Source organism: Corynebacterium sp. H130 (assembly GCF_037572395.1).
GTDB lineage: Bacteria > Actinomycetota > Actinomycetes > Mycobacteriales > Mycobacteriaceae > Corynebacterium.
In genome coordinates, this window is record NZ_JBBHLA010000003.1 from 86,990 (window position 1) to 104,666 (window position 17,677).

Annotated in this window: 15 protein-coding genes; 7 read left to right on the plus strand and 8 right to left on the minus strand. The window is 58.6% G+C overall.

Features of this window, described 5'->3' with window-relative positions; all coding sequences use genetic code 11:
- Positions 1-98: 98 nt before the first annotated feature.
- Genes WG939_RS06630 through leuS form a run of 3 tightly spaced genes read right to left on the minus strand, consistent with a single transcriptional unit; the run spans position 99 to position 4,742 of the window.
- Positions 99-659, minus strand: a complete 561-nt coding sequence (locus tag WG939_RS06630; protein ID WP_339984544.1) for a VanZ family protein — start codon at positions 657-659, stop codon at positions 99-101.
- Positions 545-1,915 (minus strand): succinic semialdehyde dehydrogenase, encoded by a 1,371-nt coding sequence (locus tag WG939_RS06635; RefSeq protein WP_339983948.1) that lies wholly within the window; start codon positions 1,913-1,915, stop codon positions 545-547. The genes WG939_RS06630 and WG939_RS06635 overlap by 115 nt, the downstream gene beginning before the upstream one ends.
- Before the next feature lie 4 nt (positions 1,916-1,919).
- Positions 1,920-4,742: a leucine--tRNA ligase gene (gene leuS / locus WG939_RS06640; protein ID WP_339983950.1), complete on the minus strand. Its 2,823-nt coding sequence runs from the start codon at positions 4,740-4,742 to the stop codon at positions 1,920-1,922.
- A 315-nt stretch (positions 4,743-5,057) separates the two neighbouring features.
- Between leuS and WG939_RS06645 the strand changes: the two genes are divergently transcribed.
- Both WG939_RS06645 and WG939_RS06650 read left to right on the plus strand, forming a co-directional pair.
- A complete protein-coding gene (locus WG939_RS06645) occupies positions 5,058-5,984 on the plus strand; it encodes a hypothetical protein (protein WP_339983952.1) in 927 nt (308 codons plus the stop codon).
- 357 nt (positions 5,985-6,341) lie between these two features.
- Positions 6,342-9,752, plus strand: coding sequence for an indolepyruvate ferredoxin oxidoreductase family protein (locus WG939_RS06650; RefSeq protein ID WP_339983954.1), 3,411 nt, complete (start codon positions 6,342-6,344; stop codon positions 9,750-9,752).
- Between the two features lie 250 nt (positions 9,753-10,002).
- Here WG939_RS06650 and WG939_RS06655 read toward each other — a convergent pair whose 3' ends face one another.
- The gene (locus WG939_RS06655; protein ID WP_339983956.1) at positions 10,003-10,536 is read right to left on the minus strand and encodes a hypothetical protein; all 534 of its coding nucleotides are present in this window, start codon (positions 10,534-10,536) and stop codon (positions 10,003-10,005) included.
- 54 nt (positions 10,537-10,590) lie between these two features.
- Here WG939_RS06655 and WG939_RS06660 point away from each other — a divergent pair, with 54 nt between their 5' ends.
- Positions 10,591-10,971 (plus strand): Rieske (2Fe-2S) protein, encoded by a 381-nt coding sequence (locus WG939_RS06660; protein ID WP_339983958.1) that lies wholly within the window; start codon positions 10,591-10,593, stop codon positions 10,969-10,971.
- A 71-nt stretch (positions 10,972-11,042) separates the two neighbouring features.
- Here the strand turns inward: WG939_RS06660 and WG939_RS06665 are convergent, their stop codons facing one another.
- Both WG939_RS06665 and WG939_RS06670 read right to left on the minus strand, forming a co-directional pair.
- A complete protein-coding gene (locus WG939_RS06665; protein WP_339983960.1) occupies positions 11,043-12,443 on the minus strand; it encodes an FtsX-like permease family protein in 1,401 nt (466 codons plus the stop codon).
- Complete coding sequence (locus tag WG939_RS06670; RefSeq protein WP_339984546.1) at positions 12,440-13,135, minus strand: ABC transporter ATP-binding protein; 696 nt, start codon at positions 13,133-13,135, stop codon at positions 12,440-12,442. Before WG939_RS06670 ends, WG939_RS06665 begins: the two co-directional genes overlap by 4 nt.
- Before the next feature lie 102 nt (positions 13,136-13,237).
- On the opposite strand from WG939_RS06670, the gene WG939_RS06675 reads away from it, so the two are divergent.
- Positions 13,238-13,921 (plus strand): sensor histidine kinase, encoded by a 684-nt coding sequence (locus tag WG939_RS06675; RefSeq protein ID WP_339983962.1) that lies wholly within the window; start codon positions 13,238-13,240, stop codon positions 13,919-13,921.
- Entirely contained in the window at positions 13,918-14,556 is a 639-nt protein-coding gene (locus WG939_RS06680; protein WP_339983964.1) for a response regulator transcription factor, read from the plus strand. The genes WG939_RS06675 and WG939_RS06680 overlap by 4 nt, the downstream gene beginning before the upstream one ends.
- A gap of 15 nt (positions 14,557-14,571) precedes the next feature.
- Here WG939_RS06680 and WG939_RS06685 read toward each other — a convergent pair whose 3' ends face one another.
- Both WG939_RS06685 and WG939_RS06690 read right to left on the minus strand, forming a co-directional pair.
- On the minus strand, positions 14,572-15,840 hold the full coding sequence (locus tag WG939_RS06685; protein ID WP_339983966.1) for a HipA domain-containing protein: 1,269 nt from the start codon (positions 15,838-15,840) through the stop codon (positions 14,572-14,574).
- Positions 15,833-16,045 carry a type II toxin-antitoxin system Y4mF family antitoxin gene (locus WG939_RS06690; protein WP_339983968.1) on the minus strand — a complete coding sequence of 71 codons (213 nt, stop codon included), beginning with the start codon at positions 16,043-16,045 and terminating at the stop codon, positions 15,833-15,835. Before WG939_RS06690 ends, WG939_RS06685 begins: the two co-directional genes overlap by 8 nt.
- Positions 16,046-16,165: 120 nt before the next feature.
- Here WG939_RS06690 and WG939_RS06695 point away from each other — a divergent pair, with 120 nt between their 5' ends.
- Both WG939_RS06695 and WG939_RS06700 read left to right on the plus strand, forming a co-directional pair.
- A complete protein-coding gene (locus tag WG939_RS06695; RefSeq protein ID WP_339983970.1) occupies positions 16,166-16,462 on the plus strand; it encodes an ArsR/SmtB family transcription factor in 297 nt (98 codons plus the stop codon).
- Between the two features lie 70 nt (positions 16,463-16,532).
- Positions 16,533-17,627, plus strand: coding sequence for a sensor histidine kinase (locus WG939_RS06700; protein ID WP_339983972.1), 1,095 nt, complete (start codon positions 16,533-16,535; stop codon positions 17,625-17,627).
- The last annotated feature ends 50 nt before the right edge of the window (positions 17,628-17,677 follow it).

Consider the following 17,677-nt stretch of genomic DNA (forward strand, 5'->3'; position numbering starts at 1 on the left):
AAATCTTTCCCCTAATTGGACACCCTGTCCAGGGCTTTTACAGAAATTCCGGTCCAAACAGGGGATGTTTTTCCGCCCCAGGGAAGTCTTTCCCGCCTTCAGGCAACCCGACCTGGGGTTTTCCGCAATTTCTGGTCCAAATACGGGAAAGATTTCGCCCCCACCCAGGCGCCGAGGCTGTTGAGTATGAGGTCATCGATGTCCGTGAATCCGAGGCTGAACACGAACTGTGTGATTTCGATGCCCAGGCTCACGCCCGCTGCGATTAGGACGGTGCGACGGATGGGGAAGGGTCGGTAGGCGCACAGCCGGGCTACGAGCAGCCCGAAGGGGATGAAGAGTCCGACGTTGAAGATGATGTTGGTGATTGATCCCCACCAGGGCGTGGAGGTGAAGAGGTCGCTGAAGGGGATTAGTTCGAGTTTGCGGATGTGGTGGGCCCGTGAGCTCCAGATGGGGCGGAGCTCGAAAAATGGTTTGCCGACGGTGACCAGGGCCAGGAATGCGCAGTATAGGCCGAGGACGATTTTGACTAGTCGCCGAGTTATAGGAACCTCCTGCCAACTTTCAGTGCTGTGCTCATGACCTGCGCAAACTTCTCCCCATGTCCGCTTACGGGGAGGACGCGCTGCTCTGCCACTGTACGCGTCTCGGTGAATTTCAGCAGCCCGTCGACGCCGTGTCGGCGCCCCAACCCGGAGTCTTTCCAGCCACCCATTGGCGCGGACACGGAGGCCCAGGCAGCCGCGTACCCTTCGTTGATGTTGACGGTGCCGGCGTGGAGTTGCCGGGCGATGCGCCACCCGACGCGCGGCTTTGCGACGACACTGGCATTGAGCCCGTATTCCGTGTCGTTTGCCCTGGCCACGGCTTCGTCGATACTGTCCACGACCTCGATGTAGACGACGGGGCCGAATACTTCTTCCGTCTTCAGGCGGGCGCCTTCTGGAACAGCCGCGAGGATTGTCGGCTGGTAGAGGCGGCCTTTCGGAGGGTTACCTCCGGTGAGTATCTGGGCTCCGTGGGCTACCGCGTCCTCGACAAACTCGTGGACTTTGCGCGCGTGGTCCTCGCTGATCAGCGAGCCCATGTCGTAGTCCCAGCCACCAATTCCGACGCGCAGGTTGCGGGTCTTTGCCACGAATCGCTCGGTGAATTCGGTGGCGATAGTGCGCGGGGCGTAAATGCGTTCGATGGAGATGCACAGCTGGCCCGAGTTGGCGAAGCAGGCGTTAACTGCAATCTCGGCGGCCTTCTCGATGTCCGCGGATTCGTCCACAAGCAGCGGATTCTTGCCACCGAGCTCTGCGGAATACCCGATCAGTCGTTCACCGGCGATCGCGCCGAGCTTGCGGCCGGTGGCGGTTGAACCGGTGAACATGAGGTAGTCGCAGTTGTGGGCGATCTCTTGCCCCACGGTTTCCCCGGAACCGGGAACCACCTGGAACAGCTCGCGTGGCATGCCGCATTCGTAGAGTATTTCTGCAGCTAGGAGGGCAGTGTTTGGGGTCTTGGAGTCCGGTTTGAGCACCACGGCGTTGCCCGCGAGCAGCGCCGGGATGGCGTCGGAAATTGCCAGGGAAAGCGGGTAATTCCATGGCGAGATAATGCCGACTACGCCCACAGGTTCCCGGTCGACAATCGTGCGGGTGAGCAGGGGCAACGCCCCTTTCACGCGACGGGATTTCAGGAGTTTCTGGGCGATGTGCGCGTAGTGACGCGAGGTGATCGCGACATCGAGGACTTCCTCAAACGCATGGCCACGGGCCTTCCCGGTTTCGGCCTGGATGGCGTCGAGAAGCTCGCTTTGGCGCGCGAGCACAAGGTCGTGGTAGCGCAGGAACACCTTCGCAAGCTCGTCGGTGCTGGGGCGGGTGGCCTGCGCGCGGCGGGCGAGTGCGAAGGTGCGTGACATCGGGCTACTTAACCACCAGGTTCACCATTCGGCCTGGCACGACGATCTGCTTGACCACCGTCTTGCCCTCGACGTGCGAAGCGACGGCCTCCATCGCCTTCGCGACGACCGCGTCCTGCGCAGCATCGGTCGCGACCATGATGCGGCCGCGGACCTTGCCGTTGACCTGGACAGGCAGCTCGATTTCGTCGTCTACCAGGTACTTCTCATCGAAGCCAGGGAAGTCGACGTAGGTGACCGTCTCGGTGTGGCCCAGGCGCTGCCACAGCTCCTCGGCCACATGCGGCGCAATCGGCGCGAGCATGATCACCAGTGGCTCGACGGCAGCGCGCGGCGCCCCACCGTTGTAGGCCTTGGTCAGGTGGTTGACGAACTCGATGAGCTTGGCGACGACCGTATTGAGGCGCAGCTCCTGGTAGTCCTCAGTGACGCCCGCGATGGTGCGGTGCAGAGCCTTCTTGTCGTCTTCGGTCAGCTCAGCATCGGTGACCACGAGCTCGCCAGAATCCTCATTGACAGCCAGGCGCCAGAGGCGCTGCAGGAAGCGGTGCGCACCGATGACGTCCTTGGTTGCCCATGGACGAGAGGTGTCCAGTGGGCCCATGGCCATCTCGTAGACGCGCAGGGTGTCGGCGCCGTAGTCGTCGCAGATCTCGTCAGGGGAGACGGAGTTCTTCAGGGACTTGCCCATCTTGCCGTATTCCTGGTGGACCTCCTTTTCCCCGTAGTAGAACGCGCCTTCGCGTTCTACTACCTCGGCGGCTGGGACGTACACACCACGATCATCGGTGTAGGCGAAGGCCTGGATGTAGCCCTGGTTGTAGAGGCGTCGGTATGGCTCGAAGGAGGAGACGTGGCCGAGGTCGAAGAGGACCTTGTGCCAGAAACGGGAGTACAGCAGGTGGAGAACGGCGTGCTCGACACCACCGACGTAGAGGTCGACGCCACCGCAGTCGTTTTCGGACTGTGGGCCGGTCCAGTAGCGCTCGTTTTCAATGTCGCAGAACTTGTCGTCGTTGACTGGATCGATGTAGCGCAGCTGGTACCAAGAAGAACCTGCCCACTGCGGCATCACATTAGTGTCGCGCTTGTACTTACGTGGGCCGTCGCCGAGATCCAGCTCGACCTCGACCCATTCCGTGGCCTTGGCCAGTGGTGGCTGAGGCTCGGAGTCGGCGTCCTCTGGGTCGAAGGAGACTGGCTTGTAGTCCTCGACTTCTGGCAGCTCGATTGGCAGCATGTTTTCAGGCAGGGCGTGAGCGATGCCGTCTTCGTCGTAGACAACTGGGAATGGCTCGCCCCAGTAGCGCTGGCGAGCAAACAGCCAGTCACGCAGCTTGTACTGAATCTTCTCCTCGCCGAGGCCCTTTTCGGTCAGCCACGCGATCGTCTTCTCGATTGCGGCAGCCTTGTCCAGGCCGTTGATATCGAGATCGCCGTTGGAGGAGTTCACGGCCTCGCCGGACTCGGTAAACGGCTCTACCTCGATGTTTCCACCCTTGACAACCTCAACGATTGGCAGCTCAAAAACTTTGGCGAACTCATAGTCGCGGGTGTCATGGGCTGGTACGGACATGATGGCACCGGTACCGTAGCCCATCAGAACGTAGTCCGCGATGAAGATCGGAACTTCCTTACCCGTCACTGGGTTGGTGGCGTAGGTACCAAGGAAGACACCAGTCTTTTCCTTATTTTCCTGGCGCTCAAGGTCGGACTTCGCCGCGATGCTTGCGCGGTAGGCCGCGACGGCCTCCTTCGGGGTGGTCTCGCCGAAGGTCCACTTCGAGTTGACGCCGTCAGCATAGGAATCTGCCGTCAGGGCGTCGACAAGCTCATGCTCAGGGGCGAGCACCATGTACGTCGCGCCGAAGAGGGTGTCTGGGCGGGTGGTGAATACGCGAAGGTTGCCGGCAGGGGAGGAGAAGTCGACCTCGGCGCCACGGGAACGGCCGATCCAGTTGCGCTGCATGGACTTGACCTTGTCTGGCCAGTCGAGGTATTCGAGGTCGTCGATGAGACGGTCGGAGTAGGCGGTGATGCGCATCATCCACTGCGACAGCTGCTTGCGGAAGACCGGGAAGTTGCCGCGCTCGGACTTGCCGTCAGCGGTGACCTCCTCGTTTGCGAGCACCGTGCCGAGGCCCGGGCACCAGTTCACCATGGAGCGAGAGCGGTAGACCAGGCGGAACTCGTCAACGACCTCAGCCTTTTCCACCTTAGTGAGTTCGTTGTAATTACGGCCATCCTTGGTCTGACGGGTGCCGTTTTCCAGCTCTTCGATCAGTTCCTGAATAGGGCGGGCCTTCTTCAAATCAGGATCAAACCAGGAGTTGAAGATCTGCAGGAAGATCCACTGCGTCCACTTGTAATACTCGGTATCGGTGGTCGCGACGCTGCGGCGCTTGTCGTGACCCAGGCCCAGGCGGCCGAGCTGACGCTCCATATTGTCGATGGATTCCTGCGTCTTAATACGCGGGTGCGTACCCGTCTGGATGGCGTATTGCTCGGCTGGCAGACCGAAGGCGTCGTAACCCAGCGTGTGCAGCACGTTCTTGCCCTGCATGCGGTTGAAACGTGCGAAAACATCCGTGGCGATGTAGCCCAGCGGGTGACCCACGTGCAGGCCTGCGCCCGATGGGAATGGGAACATGTCCTGCACGAACAGCTTGTCCTTAGGGAGCTCACCCTGTGCCGCGAGCGCGCCCACCGGGTTCGGCGCGTTAAACGTGCCGTTCTCGCGCCAAAAGCCCTGCCACTTGGTTTCAATGTCAGCTGCCAGCGCAGCGCCGTAACGATGCTGAGGAGTGTTTTCGCCTGGGTTTGTCATGCGTAATAGTGTACTGCTTTGCCTTTTCGACGGCGCGTTTGGGCTGGTCATTCCACATAGCGGGACGCGCTTGCCAGGGACACTCTTCCTTTTGCATTCGGCTGCAGGCATACTTCGCGCGACTGCACGCGTACTCGCGATGTAGTACTACTACGTTTCCAGCCTGATTTAGCGCACTTTTGAACCCTTCTTTGTAGTAGTACTACATCCTCAGTACCCCAAAGTTATCCACAGCATTGAAGCCAAGAGCAATTATCCACAGCTTTTCATGAAGCCCGCTTTCCCAAATTTGGCCATTGAGTTAGCTTTCCGGTCATGAAGCTCAAACTGATTGATTCAAGGACGATCCCATCGTCCGACGAGTCCTTTTGGACAAAGGTCCGCAATGGGGAATTAGTAAAAGTTCACGGAACGTTCTACGCCAATGCCTACAGATGGAAAAGACTGCGATTATGGGAGCGTGAAATGATGCATGCAACAGCCGTGGGACTTGGCGCCCGAACCGCAGTGCTAGTTGGACGGTCTGCTGCTGCGATCTGGCAGCTTCCCATCATTCACCGAAACGAACCCTTCGTTGCCGAGCTCATGTACCCAAAACACCGGCGACCAGGCGGAAAGCAGAAGCAGCAAAGAGATCTCTACTTTCGAATTGGGTATCTTGCAGAAGGGGAGATCGTCGAAAAGGCCGGCGTGAGAGTCACCAGCCTGCAAAGAACCGCCATTGATGTCGCTCGTTTTGAAAATTTTCCCCACGCACTGATGATCGTTGAAGGGTGTCTGCGTGAATATCCCAAGACATTTGCGAAGGCTAAGGACGCGATTCGCTCTGGACCGCCAGCAAAGGGTATGACCCAGGCACGAAAAGTCTTCAAAACGGCAAGTGCGAAATCAGAATCGCCAGCTGAATCTCTAACACTCGGACATCTGCACGTCAGCGGAATTTGCTCCGAACATGACACGCTTCAAAATCATTCGATCAACGTGGAAGGCAGAACCTACAGGCCCGACTTCTTGATTGATGGTTGGCTCATCATTGAAGTCGACGGCGAAGTGAAGTACAACGACCAGTTGCAACCATTTGACGAGGTTATCAAAGCAGAACGCGCCAGAGAGTCACGCTTGCAAAATGCCGGATACCGCGTCTTGCGGTTTCGATGGCCGGACTTAATTGACGGCGCATTCATCGCAGAGGTTCGGCGAGCCTTAAGTCAAGGAAACCGTGGAGTCGTACCGGAGAAGTAGTACTACTACAAACAAGCCCTCAAAACATGCCCAAAACCTTTCGTTTTGGTAGTAGTACTACTTCCTCAGTACACACAACCCACAAACCCTGGCCAAAATGTTCAACGACCGGATTTCCTAAGCCACACCTGCAACAATGCCGCGGCGCCAGTATCGCCCGCTCACCTCTACCTGCTGCAAACCTTGCCAACACAACCCAGTGATCGCGATCACATTTACTTCCCAAAAACCCTAGGCAAGCCCAATAGATCCAACTAACATCCGTCCAAACATGGTGAGCGCCGTCACATCTCACGGCGTTCGCCAACACAACGGCTCGCACCACAGGGCCCTGGCAATGTTAGGACTGGTGACACGATGACCACGGTTATTGAACCCCACAAGATGAGCCTCGAGGACCGATACACCCTCGAGGAAGGCACGGTACTTCTTGGAGGAATCCAGGCGCTCGCCCGCATGGTGCGCGACCGCGCGGCACTCGACCAGCGCCTCGGGCTAAAGACGGCCTCCTTCATCTCCGGCTACGAAGGCTCCCCGCTGGCCGGCTATGACCTCGAAATTGCAGGCAAGGCGAAGAAGTTCCTCGACCCGTTTCACGTGAAACATCAGCCGGCTTTGAATGAAGAAATCGGCGCCACCTCGGTCATGGGTTCTCAGATGGCGCAGACGAAGCAAGGCATCGACGGTGTCGTCGGCTACTGGTATGGCAAAGCCCCAGGTCTCGACCGCGCAACCGATGCGCTGCGACACGCGAACATGATCGGCACCAGCAGCACCGGTGGGGCAGTGGCCATCGTCGGCGATGATCCCGGCGCGAAATCGAGTACCGTCCCCTGCGCCTCCGAGATGGAGCTCGCGGACATGTACATGCCGATCCTGTACCCGGCGGATTCCCAAGACATTCTCGATCTCGGCATTCACGCAGCTCTCATGTCCCGCACGAGCGGACTCTGGACAAGCTTAAAGATTTCAGCCCACGTTGCCGACGGTTCCAGCACAGTGAACCTCAGCAACTGGACGCCAAACTTCGGCGACCTGGGAGAAAGCCCGCACGTCCCAAGCGGACACCTGCTGGGCAAGAACCTGCTCGATCTTGAACGCTCCCAACTCGAGATCCGCATGCCACGCGCTGTGGAGTACGCGCGAATCAACGGAATCAACCAGATCAAGGTCAAGACACATAGCGACCGCATCGGCATCGTCGCCGCTGGCAAGACCTACCTAGACGTGTGCTCGGCCCTGCAGCGTCTCGGCCTGACCGAAGAAGATCTCAACAGGCGTGGCATCCGACTGCTCAAGCTCGGCATGGTCTACCCGCTGGAGCAGACGATCCTCCACGATTTCATCGACGGACTCGACGAGGTCATCGTGGTGGAAGAAAAGCGCGACTTCATCGAGACCCAAATCCGCGAAATCCTGTACAACACCCGCCACATGCCAAATGTTCGTGGCAAGACGAACGAGGACGGCAGCCCTCTGTTCTCTCGCTTCGGCGAGCTGGACATTGACTCCGTCACCAAGGGGCTCGTGCACCGCCTGGGTACTATCCACGGGATTGAGCTCAAGACTATTGAACAGCCACGCACAAAGATCCAGCTTCCGCTCGCGCAACGCACCCCGTACTTCTGCTCGGGCTGCCCTCACAACTCTTCCACCAAGGTGGCGGAGAATTCCCTGGTCGGCGCTGGTATCGGCTGCCATGCAATGGTGTTGCTCCAGCCGGAGAGCCAGGTGGGCAACGTGGTTGGCGTGACCCAAATGGGTGGCGAAGGCGCGCAGTGGATCGGCATGGCGCCCTTCGTTGCGGAAACCCACTTCGTGCAAAACCTCGGCGACGGCACCTTCGATCACTCCGGCTCCCTTGCCGTCCGTGCTGCCGTCGCTGCCGGCGTGAACATCACCTACAAGTTGCTGTTTAACGGTACGGTCGCGATGACGGGCGGCCAGGACCCGGTCGGCGGCAAGAACCTTCGCGAAACCCTGGAGATCCTCAAGGCGGAGAAAGTCGCGCGCATCGTGGTGACCACTGATGACGTCCGCGCGACTCGTCGACAAGTGCCCCGCGGCATCGAGGTCCGTCACCGGGGCGACATGATCGACGTCCAGCGCGAATTGGCGCAGGTCCCGGGCGTGACCGTCCTCGTGCACGACCAGCACTGCGCCGCGGAAAAACGCCGAAAGCGCAAGCGTGGTCAGTTCGAAACCCCGGACCAGCGCATCATGATCAACGAGCGCATATGCGAGGGCTGCGGCGACTGCGGCGACAAGTCGAACTGCCTGTCGGTCCACCCGGTCGACACGGAATTCGGGCGCAAAACGCGCATCGACCAGTCCACCTGCAACCTCGATTTCTCCTGCGTGGAGGGCGACTGCCCGTCGTTCATGGCGATCTCCGGCATCTCCAAGGTCAAGCCGCTCACCGCTCCGGCGCTGTCCGCCAACATCCCCGCGCCCGAGTTCGCGCAGGTCACCGACTCCTACGGCATCCGCATCACCGGCATCGGCGGCACGGGCGTGGTCACCGTCTCCGCCGTGCTCGCCACCGCCGCGCTTATCGACGGCCTACAGGCCCGCACCGTCGACATGACCGGACTCGCACAAAAGGGTGGAGCAGTGGTCTCGGATGTGAAGCTTTCTTCTGGAAATATCCAGCAAGCTGCAAAGATCGCAGCAGGTGAGGCCGACCTGTACCTCTGCGCCGATGGTTTGGTGGGCGCATCCAGCGACTATCTCAAGGTCGCGTCTTCTGGTCGCACGACCGCCGTGCTCTCCACGGCGAAGGTCCCGACGGGCGAAATGGTGAAGGACATTGCCGTCGGCTACCCGGCGCTGGACGACATCTCCTCCCGCATCGCCGAGTCCTCCAAGCGTCTCGTCGCGCTGAACCCGGTGCAGCTCACCGAAGAGCTCTTCGGTAACTCCGCAACCGCCAACATTTTCCTGGTCGGCGCTGCTTTCCAGACCGGCTCCCTCCCAATCTCAGCCGCCGCAATCGAGGAAGCGATTCAGCTGAACGGCGTTGCGGTCGAGTCGAACCTGCAAGCTTTCCGACGTGGCCGCCAGGCCATCTTCGACCCTGACGCGCTGCAGCGCACCCTGGATGCGATGCGTCCGGAGGAGACCCCACAGGCGGTACACAATCTGGATGACATCATCCGCCTCCGCGTCCTCGAGCTCACCGAATACCAAAATTCTTCCTACGCGCAGGCATACGTTGAGCTGGTCGACGAGGTCCGCCTAGCCGAGGAAGCCGCAGGTCACGGCACCACAATCCTCTCTGAGGCCGTGGCCCGAAACCTGTACAAGCTCATGGCATACAAGGACGAATACGAAGTCGCGCGCCTTGCCACCGATCCAGTGGTCTACGGAGACGTTGCATCCGCATTCGGACCTGACGCGCGCGTTGCGGTGAAGCTGCACCCACCAGTGCTGCGCGCTCTTGGTTTGAACAGGAAGATCTCCCTCGGACCGTGGGCTCAACCAGTACTGCGAGGCCTGGCCCACGGCAAGCGCCTGCGCGGTACCCCGCTGGACTTCTTCGGCATGACCGCAGAGCGGCGCATGGAACGCGCCTTGGTCGCTGAGTACCGCTCATTTGTGGAACAGCTCGTGGTCAATATGTACGGCTCCGTGACCCTCGAGTGGCTGACCGAAGCGGCCCGAGTTGCCGGCCTGCCAGACATGGTCCGCGGCTTCGGCGAAGTGAAGGAACACAACGTTATCGCTTACCGACGTGAATTTGAGGCAGGTAAGCAGGGGCTGTTCTAAATCGTTCCCGTGATATTGCTGATTCAGGCGTTGTTTTCGGCAATTTCACGGGAACGATTCTGCCTTAGAGGGGAGCGAACTTAACACCCTACTTCCCACGAAATTCTGCACACCACTATTGACCTGCAGAAACAACTTAACACTCAACATAACACCTACTTCCCACATGTGTTATGTAGGGTGTTAAGTTCAATTGAAAGTACCGTCGATGGATGCTTCTCTGCTGCTTAGTTGTGAAAGAAAAATCCATCTACCTCTTCGTGCAATTCTTCTCCAACTGTTCCTTCGAGGTACCAGTCGGTGGCGCTTCCCACTGATTCCGGACCATCTCATCAGCTGGCCAGGCCTGTAGCTCCTTCACCTGCAATGTCACTGGCCGGATGAGCTTGCCCTGATCGAAGAAGCTTGGCTTCGGAAATGCCGATGCGATCAAGTACTTTTCTGGATCCGTGGGAATGTTGGTTGGTTTTTCTTTCTGCCAGCCCTCCGGGTTACTCAGGTTGACCGTGAAGTAGCCGGTCATTGGGTCTTCGCGTTTGAGATGGACCCAGTAGGGATTATTGGAACCACCAGGGCCGTCATACATGCCACCACACACTTCAATTTCGCGCACCTCCTCGCCAGGACAGGCGTAGACATGCAACGTGATGGCGCCATCGGAGTCATGGGAAAGGGCAGTATCGCCGACGTGCGGATAGCTGGGCAGCCATTTCAGAAATACCGCGAATGCGATTACCAGCACCACTAGCACTGCGCCACATCCGACAAGTGTTTTCTTTTTCATAAGTGAAATCCTACCTGCGCTGCACTATTTACCGTAAGCCTCCATAATAGAAATATGACCTGCTCACGACGCATTTTTCTGTTGGGAACGGCAACAACTCTCTCCGGCGCGATTCTGGCAGCCTGTACGAAGCTGGAACACGAGCCGGAGCACATCGCTAAGTTCGAGACCACCGAAATTCCCGTTGGGGGAGCGGTAACCTTCGGCAATTTCTTCGTTGCGCAGCCAAAGGAGGGTCTGTTCAAGGCCTACAGAGCCGAATGCACCCACCAGGGCGGGAGCGTTGAGATCTTTGAAAACGGCAAGGGCCGCTGCAGGGAACACAACTCTACCTTCGATCTGGAGACCGGGGAAGTGACCTGGGGCCCGGCGCGCGATCCGCTCAAGCCGGCAAAGATAACTAACAAGGGCAAGACCTTGTACCTGCAGGGATAGAAATCTTTCCCCCATTTGAACCGACTGTCCTGGGAAAACGCCAGGAAATGAGTCCAATTGGGGGAAAGATTTCAGTCGTTCCGACGCCCACCTGAGGCGAGCACTCGCGAGCGCAGCGGCTCCACTGCCAGCAAAGCCAACAGAGTGAGTGTCCAACCCGCCACTAGGAAGATGACCGCGTTCAGCGCTCGTGCGGGCACATCCATGTCTCCGGCTGCGCCGAACATGGTGAACATCATGCCACTGCCCAGCAAAAAGCCCACGAGGCTGACCAGCACGATTGGTCCCAGGATCTGGAATACGGCGACCCCGAAGTGGAAGTGACGGGGCACGCCCAGGGATGACAGTGCCCGGGTCAATGCAGCCTTCTCAAAGACCTCCGAGGCTTGGCCAAGCAGAGTCGCCACTGCCGCGATGATGAAGCCGATGACCAGGGTGATCATTACGCCCATGTTGAGGTCACGGAACATCATTCCGATTTCAGCGTCGTCGCGGAAGATGGTGGAAAATTCATCGTTGCCGCGTGGGGAGATCACCAACACGCCAACCAATACGCCATAGAAGGCTGTGGCGGAGGAGCGTCGCCAAGCGCTGCGGGCGTCGGTGAAGATTCGGCGAGTTGCCACAAAATGCTGCGTACCTGGCAGCAGACCCATGAGGCGGAACCAGAGCTGCAGTGCAAACGGCATGCCAAGATTCAGCATGGACACCATAATGAAGACCGCAATGCCGACCCCAACGAGGAATGCAGTATCTGTGGACGGCGTTTGCGCACGCAGCCATAGAAGTCCGCCCACGATGACCAAGGCGGTCAACACCAGCCGCCACCACTTGAGCGCCCGCGGAATCTCGCGGCGAGCGACACCGAGCGGGGACACCATCACGCGCTGCATGCCGATCACGGATGACAGTATGGCAAGGAAGAACAGGATCAAGAAGACAAGGACATAACCCCACCAGGGTAAATAGAGATCGGTCGCTGTCAGCTGCGTCCCTTGAAAACTAAATCGTGCGCCCAGGGGAGCGGTGAATAGAGCCAACAAGAACCCGAGTCCAATTCCAAAGACAGCTTGCATACCGGTTTCAAAGGCCGTAATTCGGGTGATGTCGCCGGACGTCAGTCCCAGAAGTCGCAGAGCTGCCAGGCGCTGCTCTCGGCCCGAGGCACCGAGCACCGCTGCCTGCGAGGTCAGCGCAAATATTGCAGGAACGAGGAATGCACAGGCAATGAACGCGAGTGCAACGTAAGAAGTCAACACCTCCTCAGAGGAACGGCTTTCATGAACCGAAACCGGCAACGGCATGTTATTTACGCGCCGCTCCCAAAACATCCAGGTTCCTCCGGCGACGATGAAGGCGATCCAGGAGCAGATGGTGAGGGAGAAGATCGCGAGACCGGAGACTACACCAGTGCCGGTTCGCGCAGCTAGGGATGCCTTTTGCAGGTCCCAGGACAATTGCATGGTCTTCATCGGGCCACGCCTCCAACCAGGCGATCGTCGTGGATGATGCCGTCGCGGATCTCAATGCGGCGCTCCATCCAATTGGCAACCTTCACATCGTGCGTGACCATGATCAAGGTGGTGCCTCGCCCGGTGACCAGGGTGGTGAGCAGCTGCATCATCTCGTGTCCCGTCGCCTGATCCAGCGCGCCGGTTGGCTCATCGGCAAAGATCACTGCAGGATCGGTGACGAGGGCACGGGCCACAGCGATGCGCTGCGCCTGGCCGCCCGACATGTTGCCGGGGCGACGGTGAGCCAGCGCGGAGAGACCCAGCTGTTCCAGCAGTCCGAGTGCGCGCTTGCGGGCGGTTCCACGTGGCACTCCAGTCAACATGGCGGGTAGTGCGATGTTTTCCGCTGCCGTGAGTTCCGGGAGGAGTTGGCCATCCTGGAAGACGAAGCCGAAGGACTTGAGGCGCAGGCGAGATCGCATCGCGTCCGACTGGGCTGCGATGTCTGTGCCGTCGAAAAGCACGGCGCCGGAGGTGGGGGAGAGGACGCCGGACATGCAGTGGAGCAGCGTGGACTTGCCGGAGCCCGACGGCCCCATGATGGCGACCTTTTCGCCACTTGAAACTGAGAGGTTGATGCCGGATAGCACGGCGGCTCCGCCGTAGGACTTGGTGACTTCTTGCAATCTGAATTGTTCCATGGCTTCCATTCCAGCCGCCGCGAGCGACGAAAAACATGGTGTGGACAATGATTTCCAAGGTAGTGCTGGCACTACTGTGAGCGCCCACTTTCACCACTACAGTAGAAAATCATGTGGTTTAGGCGCGAGCAGGCGGGCACGGAAGCCCAGGCAGCGGCGCGGATCGCCGAGTTGACGGCGTCCCGACGCGCCATCGCCGACGCCTACGAAATCGAGCGGCGCCGCATCGAACGCGACCTTCACGACGGCGCGCAGCAGCACCTCGTGGCAGCCCTGATGAAATTGGGTGAGGCGACCCTCGACCTGGAGGGCCCGGCATTGGAATTAGTGCTGGCTGCAAAGCAAGACGTGGCTGACGGACTCGATTCCCTTCGTCAGACCGTCCACGGCATCCACCCGCAGGTCCTCGCCGATCATGGGCTTGCTGCGGCGCTCGAAGAACACCCCACCCGCCCTGCTGTGGTCGTGCCACATCCACTGCCGGAGCTCTCGCCGAGCGTGCTCGCAGCCGGCTATTTCTTCGCCGCCGAAGCCCTCACCAACGCCGCCAAGCACGCCCCCGGCGCCACCGTATCCGTGCTGCTCACTGCCGATGCATCGCTGCGAGTGTCGGTGGTCGATGACGGCCCCGGCGGCGCACGCCTTATCGACGGCCACGGGCTGGCAGGCATGCGCGAGCGCCTCGCGGCTTTCGATGGCAGCCTGGAACTATCCTCGCCGCTTGGTGGCCCGACCCGTGTCGTTGCCACCATTCCGTTGCTACTTGACCGTGGCCAACCTGGAGTGTCCTCATGAAGATTGTGCTCGCCGACGATTCCGCACTCATCCGTGAGGGCCTGGCGGGACTACTTGAACGACGTGGCCACTCGATCATCGGGCAAGCTGGGAATGCGGATGAGATTCCGGATCTGTGTGCCCTGGGCCCCGACATCCTGATTACCGATGTTCGGATGCCACCGAACATGGCCGACGATGGCCTCAAGGCAGCTGTGACGGTGCGCGCTGCTTACCCAGGCTTGGCCATCATGGTGCTGTCCCAATACGTTGCCCCAGCGTATGCGGTGGATCTCTTTGCCGGGCAGACTTCGGCTGGCACCGGATACTTGCTCAAGGATCGCGTCGCCGATGTCGCCTCCTTCCTACAATCACTAGAGGTTGTATCTGGTGGTGGCACAGTCATTGATCCGACCGTCGCGTCTGCTCTCATGTCCGCAGGCAGGTCTGGGCTGAGCGAGCTGACGCCCCGTGAAAAGGAAGTGCTGGAATTGATGTCGCGGGGGCTATCCAATTCGGAGATTGCAGCAACCTTAGTGGTGTCGGGCGCAGCCGTTGCGAAGCATGTCGCCAACATTTTTATGAAGCTGCGCCTACCTCCGGAAGAGGAAAACCGCAGGGTGAAGGCAATTTTGGAGTATCTGACCGCCTTTTGATGTTTCACGTGAAACCTACATTAGCCAACGAACAGGGCTCTTCTGCATGATGCCGTCAATGAGCTTATCGGCAAGATCGAGCCGTCCAATTTCCAAAGCCACTCGTTCAATTGCGGATGGGATCTTTGTCAAGACCTCAATTGCCATGTCCTCTGCCTCGGCTATTCCTAGCTTTTTGCCTTCAGCAGCAAGCCCATCGATGGTGACCTGATCGATCGCATATGTCTTTCCAATCTTCATCGGAAAATATGCAGCTTGATCGCTATGCACGTGAGCTGCGGCAGAAATGATGTCGTAAAGTGGCGCCAATTCAACCGTGTCGCTCAGCAACAACGAGTAGTTCTTCGCGTGTGCGTCTGTTCCGATAATTCCCACGTTGAACACCAACGCCTTGAAGAAGTCTTCCGCAGTTTGGCCGCGTTCAGAACGAGGTAAAGCCGTCCGAATCAAGCTGGAAATTGCTCCGACACCTGGACCGCCGAACTGATGTTGGTATTTCTTGTTAGGCATAATCGACAGAGCTTGACACAAATCCTCTTGGTGAATCCTGCGGATAACACCGTCTGCGTCGATTGATCGATCATAACGAGTTGAGACTATTGCCTTCAGATTCCCACTTGGCGATTCCCACAGGTCAACCTTGGCAGTACGCAATCCCGCGAGTTCTGCAGCCCGCAAACTAATGAGTTCGACGGCCTCAACCTCTGAGATGAAATAGTCCGACCCAATCAAGTTCGGCTTGATGATATGCGTAGTGGGAAAGTTTTTAGAAGGGGCGAGAAACTTGCCGTCTCGATTTGCCGTCAGTGCAATTTTTGGCTGGGCCCCGGCAACACTAAATTTGAATGCCTCCCCACGAGTAGCTGACCTCGTTGAATAACGATTCAGGGTCTCGCGAAGCAGCGACTCCAAATCATCATCACCCAGCAAACCATCATGGGAATCAATGCTATGACGCATCGAATCGCTTGATTCTTCGCCAGGAGGGAGCAATTGCAATGCGCCAGCCACATCGCGGCCGTGCACCGCTAGAATCCCAAAGACCGAAGATGCGGAAGTTCCGGCCTCACGTGCCATGTTTTCAATCGCAGCCTGGTTGTCCGGCAACAGTCCCCATAGATATGCAGAGGCCTGTTTGTTGCCATAGGACTGCCTTTCGGCAGGCATCGAAAGGGAGATTGGAAACGCTCCATGGGAGTCGACATAACGGAATCCGAGCTGACCATTATTCGACGTAAATTCTCCGATCAGCTCTCCGTCAACGAAAGCATTGAGCTTAGACATCGGCACTAACCTCGACTTTCAGACCCAATGCATCTAAAAGATCGAGGATCAAGTACAGCTGAGCTGCCGGTTTGCCCCGCTCAACTTCATTAATCCATTGCCGACCAACGCCAGTTCGTTCTGCAAGTTCCTGCTGGGTCAGGCCCAGCTGCTTGCGTCGCTCCGAGATCGCCACCGAAAGCTGCTGGACAGTGGTAACTCTCATTTCAACCTCCCACATGTCGCCGTTCGACGACATTGTAACATGTCGCCGTTCGGCGACAAATAGGGATGTCGCCGTTCGACGACATCCCTAACAAGCGGGCCCAGCACTACACTAGAAACTATGGACGACCTGCTGCAGCTGGGCGATGACTGGGCCCCACTATTCAAAGTTCTCGGCGACCCGACTCGCCTGAAGCTGCTCCTCGCGATGCACTACCGCGGGCCGGCCGAAGCAACGGTATCCGAGCTGGCAGAACTCACAGGCCTGAAGACCGCCACGGCCTCCGCAGCGCTAAAGAACATGGAGGCCTCCGGCGTGATTAGCCCGGTGAAGGATGGCAGGGAAGTGCGTCACCGCCTCGTCGACGACCGGGTCCACGAGCTGCTGCACCACCTCGGCGGCGGCCACGCCCATTAAAGCGTCCATTAAAGCGCCCGCTAAATCATTACTTAGCTAAGACTTATCAGCGCTCGCTAGACTCTCGGATGTGCTGGATCAAAAACCCGCTGTGAGCTGGCGAGTCGCCGCCGTTGGCGCTTTCGCCATCCTGTTGTCTTATCTGGTCTCTGACTTTCAAGAGCCAACCCATGCATTGCTGGCAGCTAGTTGCGCGGTGCTGCTTCTTTCCTTGGCCCCACGATTCCCGATTGCTTCCGGCGCGCTGTATACGGCGCTGGCGCTCTTGGTTTCGGCTAATGAGAATTTGCGCAGCACGATCTTTATTTTGTCGGCTGTTGTGTTGGTGGCTTTGATCGCTCGAGCGGGGCGGTGGCGCTATGCGCTTGGGGTCGGCACGGTGGTCTGCTATTTGGCCACAACCAGCATCTTTACAGGAACGTATCTGCCCTATGATCCTGCCGGCTCACTGATGATGGTCGCGTTTCTCCTCGGTGGCTTGTGGGCGGGGACTGTATTGCGCTCGATTAGTTTGCGGCACGCGGCAGAGCGTAAGCGGCTTGCCGAGGAGGTCGAGAACCACCGGGAACAGCTCATGTTCACGCTGCATGATTCGGTGGCCACCACGTTGACCTCCGTGGTGATGCGCGCGGAGACCTTGGGGTTGGAATTGGACGGGAAAGAGGGTGATGATGCTCGGCTGATAGCGGAGGAAACTCGTCAGGCTATGCAGGAAGTTCGGCACCTGCTGCAGGTGATGCGCGATGGGGAAAATGCAGGTGAACACTCAATCGTGCGCTCGGTGGGGGAACAACTGGACGTCACGAAGAGGCTGTTACAAAGCCACGGGTTTGACGTCGATACGCAACTTGCTCCGGAGCTACAGAATAGGTCCTTCCCAGCCGGCATTGAGCGGGTGTTCACCGAGATGGCCACGAATGCGGTGAAGTATGCGCTCCCGTCTTCGCAGGTAGAGCTCACAATCCAAACCATAGGTGATTCATGCAGGGTGGCCCTGGTAAATGCCATCCGCCCCCTCAAACGCGCGAGCCACCTGTCATCTGGCATCGGGCTTCGGGAATCCCGCAAGATCCTTAAGACATTCGGTTCGCGACTCGAAACCAAACGCATCGGCAATCAGTGGCAGGCCGAATTCGCACTTCCGCTCACCAAACTCCACCAATAAGGGTGGGTACTAAAGTATCCAGTTATGGTTTTCAACTTCAATTCCCGCTC

What these genes read in the sequence shown, in the direction of transcription:
- WG939_RS06670 (WP_339984546.1), bottom strand. Translation starts at nt 13,135, where the DNA reads ATGGAAGCCATGGAACAATTCAGATTGCAAGAAGTCACCAAGTCCTAC.
- WG939_RS06660 (WP_339983958.1), top strand. Translation starts at nt 10,591, where the DNA reads ATGACCTGCTCACGACGCATTTTTCTGTTGGGAACGGCAACAACTCTC.
- WG939_RS06680 (WP_339983964.1), top strand. Translation starts at nt 13,918, where the DNA reads ATGAAGATTGTGCTCGCCGACGATTCCGCACTCATCCGTGAGGGCCTG.
- WG939_RS06635 (WP_339983948.1), bottom strand. Translation starts at nt 1,915, where the DNA reads ATGTCACGCACCTTCGCACTCGCCCGCCGCGCGCAGGCCACCCGCCCC.
- WG939_RS06690 (WP_339983968.1), bottom strand. Translation starts at nt 16,045, where the DNA reads ATGAGAGTTACCACTGTCCAGCAGCTTTCGGTGGCGATCTCGGAGCGA.
- WG939_RS06655 (WP_339983956.1), bottom strand. Translation starts at nt 10,536, where the DNA reads ATGAAAAAGAAAACACTTGTCGGATGTGGCGCAGTGCTAGTGGTGCTG.
- WG939_RS06650 (WP_339983954.1), top strand. Translation starts at nt 6,342, where the DNA reads ATGACCACGGTTATTGAACCCCACAAGATGAGCCTCGAGGACCGATAC.
- WG939_RS06695 (WP_339983970.1), top strand. Translation starts at nt 16,166, where the DNA reads ATGGACGACCTGCTGCAGCTGGGCGATGACTGGGCCCCACTATTCAAA.
- WG939_RS06675 (WP_339983962.1), top strand. Translation starts at nt 13,238, where the DNA reads ATGTGGTTTAGGCGCGAGCAGGCGGGCACGGAAGCCCAGGCAGCGGCG.
- WG939_RS06645 (WP_339983952.1), top strand. Translation starts at nt 5,058, where the DNA reads ATGAAGCTCAAACTGATTGATTCAAGGACGATCCCATCGTCCGACGAG.
- leuS (WP_339983950.1), bottom strand. Translation starts at nt 4,742, where the DNA reads ATGACAAACCCAGGCGAAAACACTCCTCAGCATCGTTACGGCGCTGCG.
- WG939_RS06685 (WP_339983966.1), bottom strand. Translation starts at nt 15,840, where the DNA reads ATGTCTAAGCTCAATGCTTTCGTTGACGGAGAGCTGATCGGAGAATTT.
- WG939_RS06665 (WP_339983960.1), bottom strand. Translation starts at nt 12,443, where the DNA reads ATGAAGACCATGCAATTGTCCTGGGACCTGCAAAAGGCATCCCTAGCT.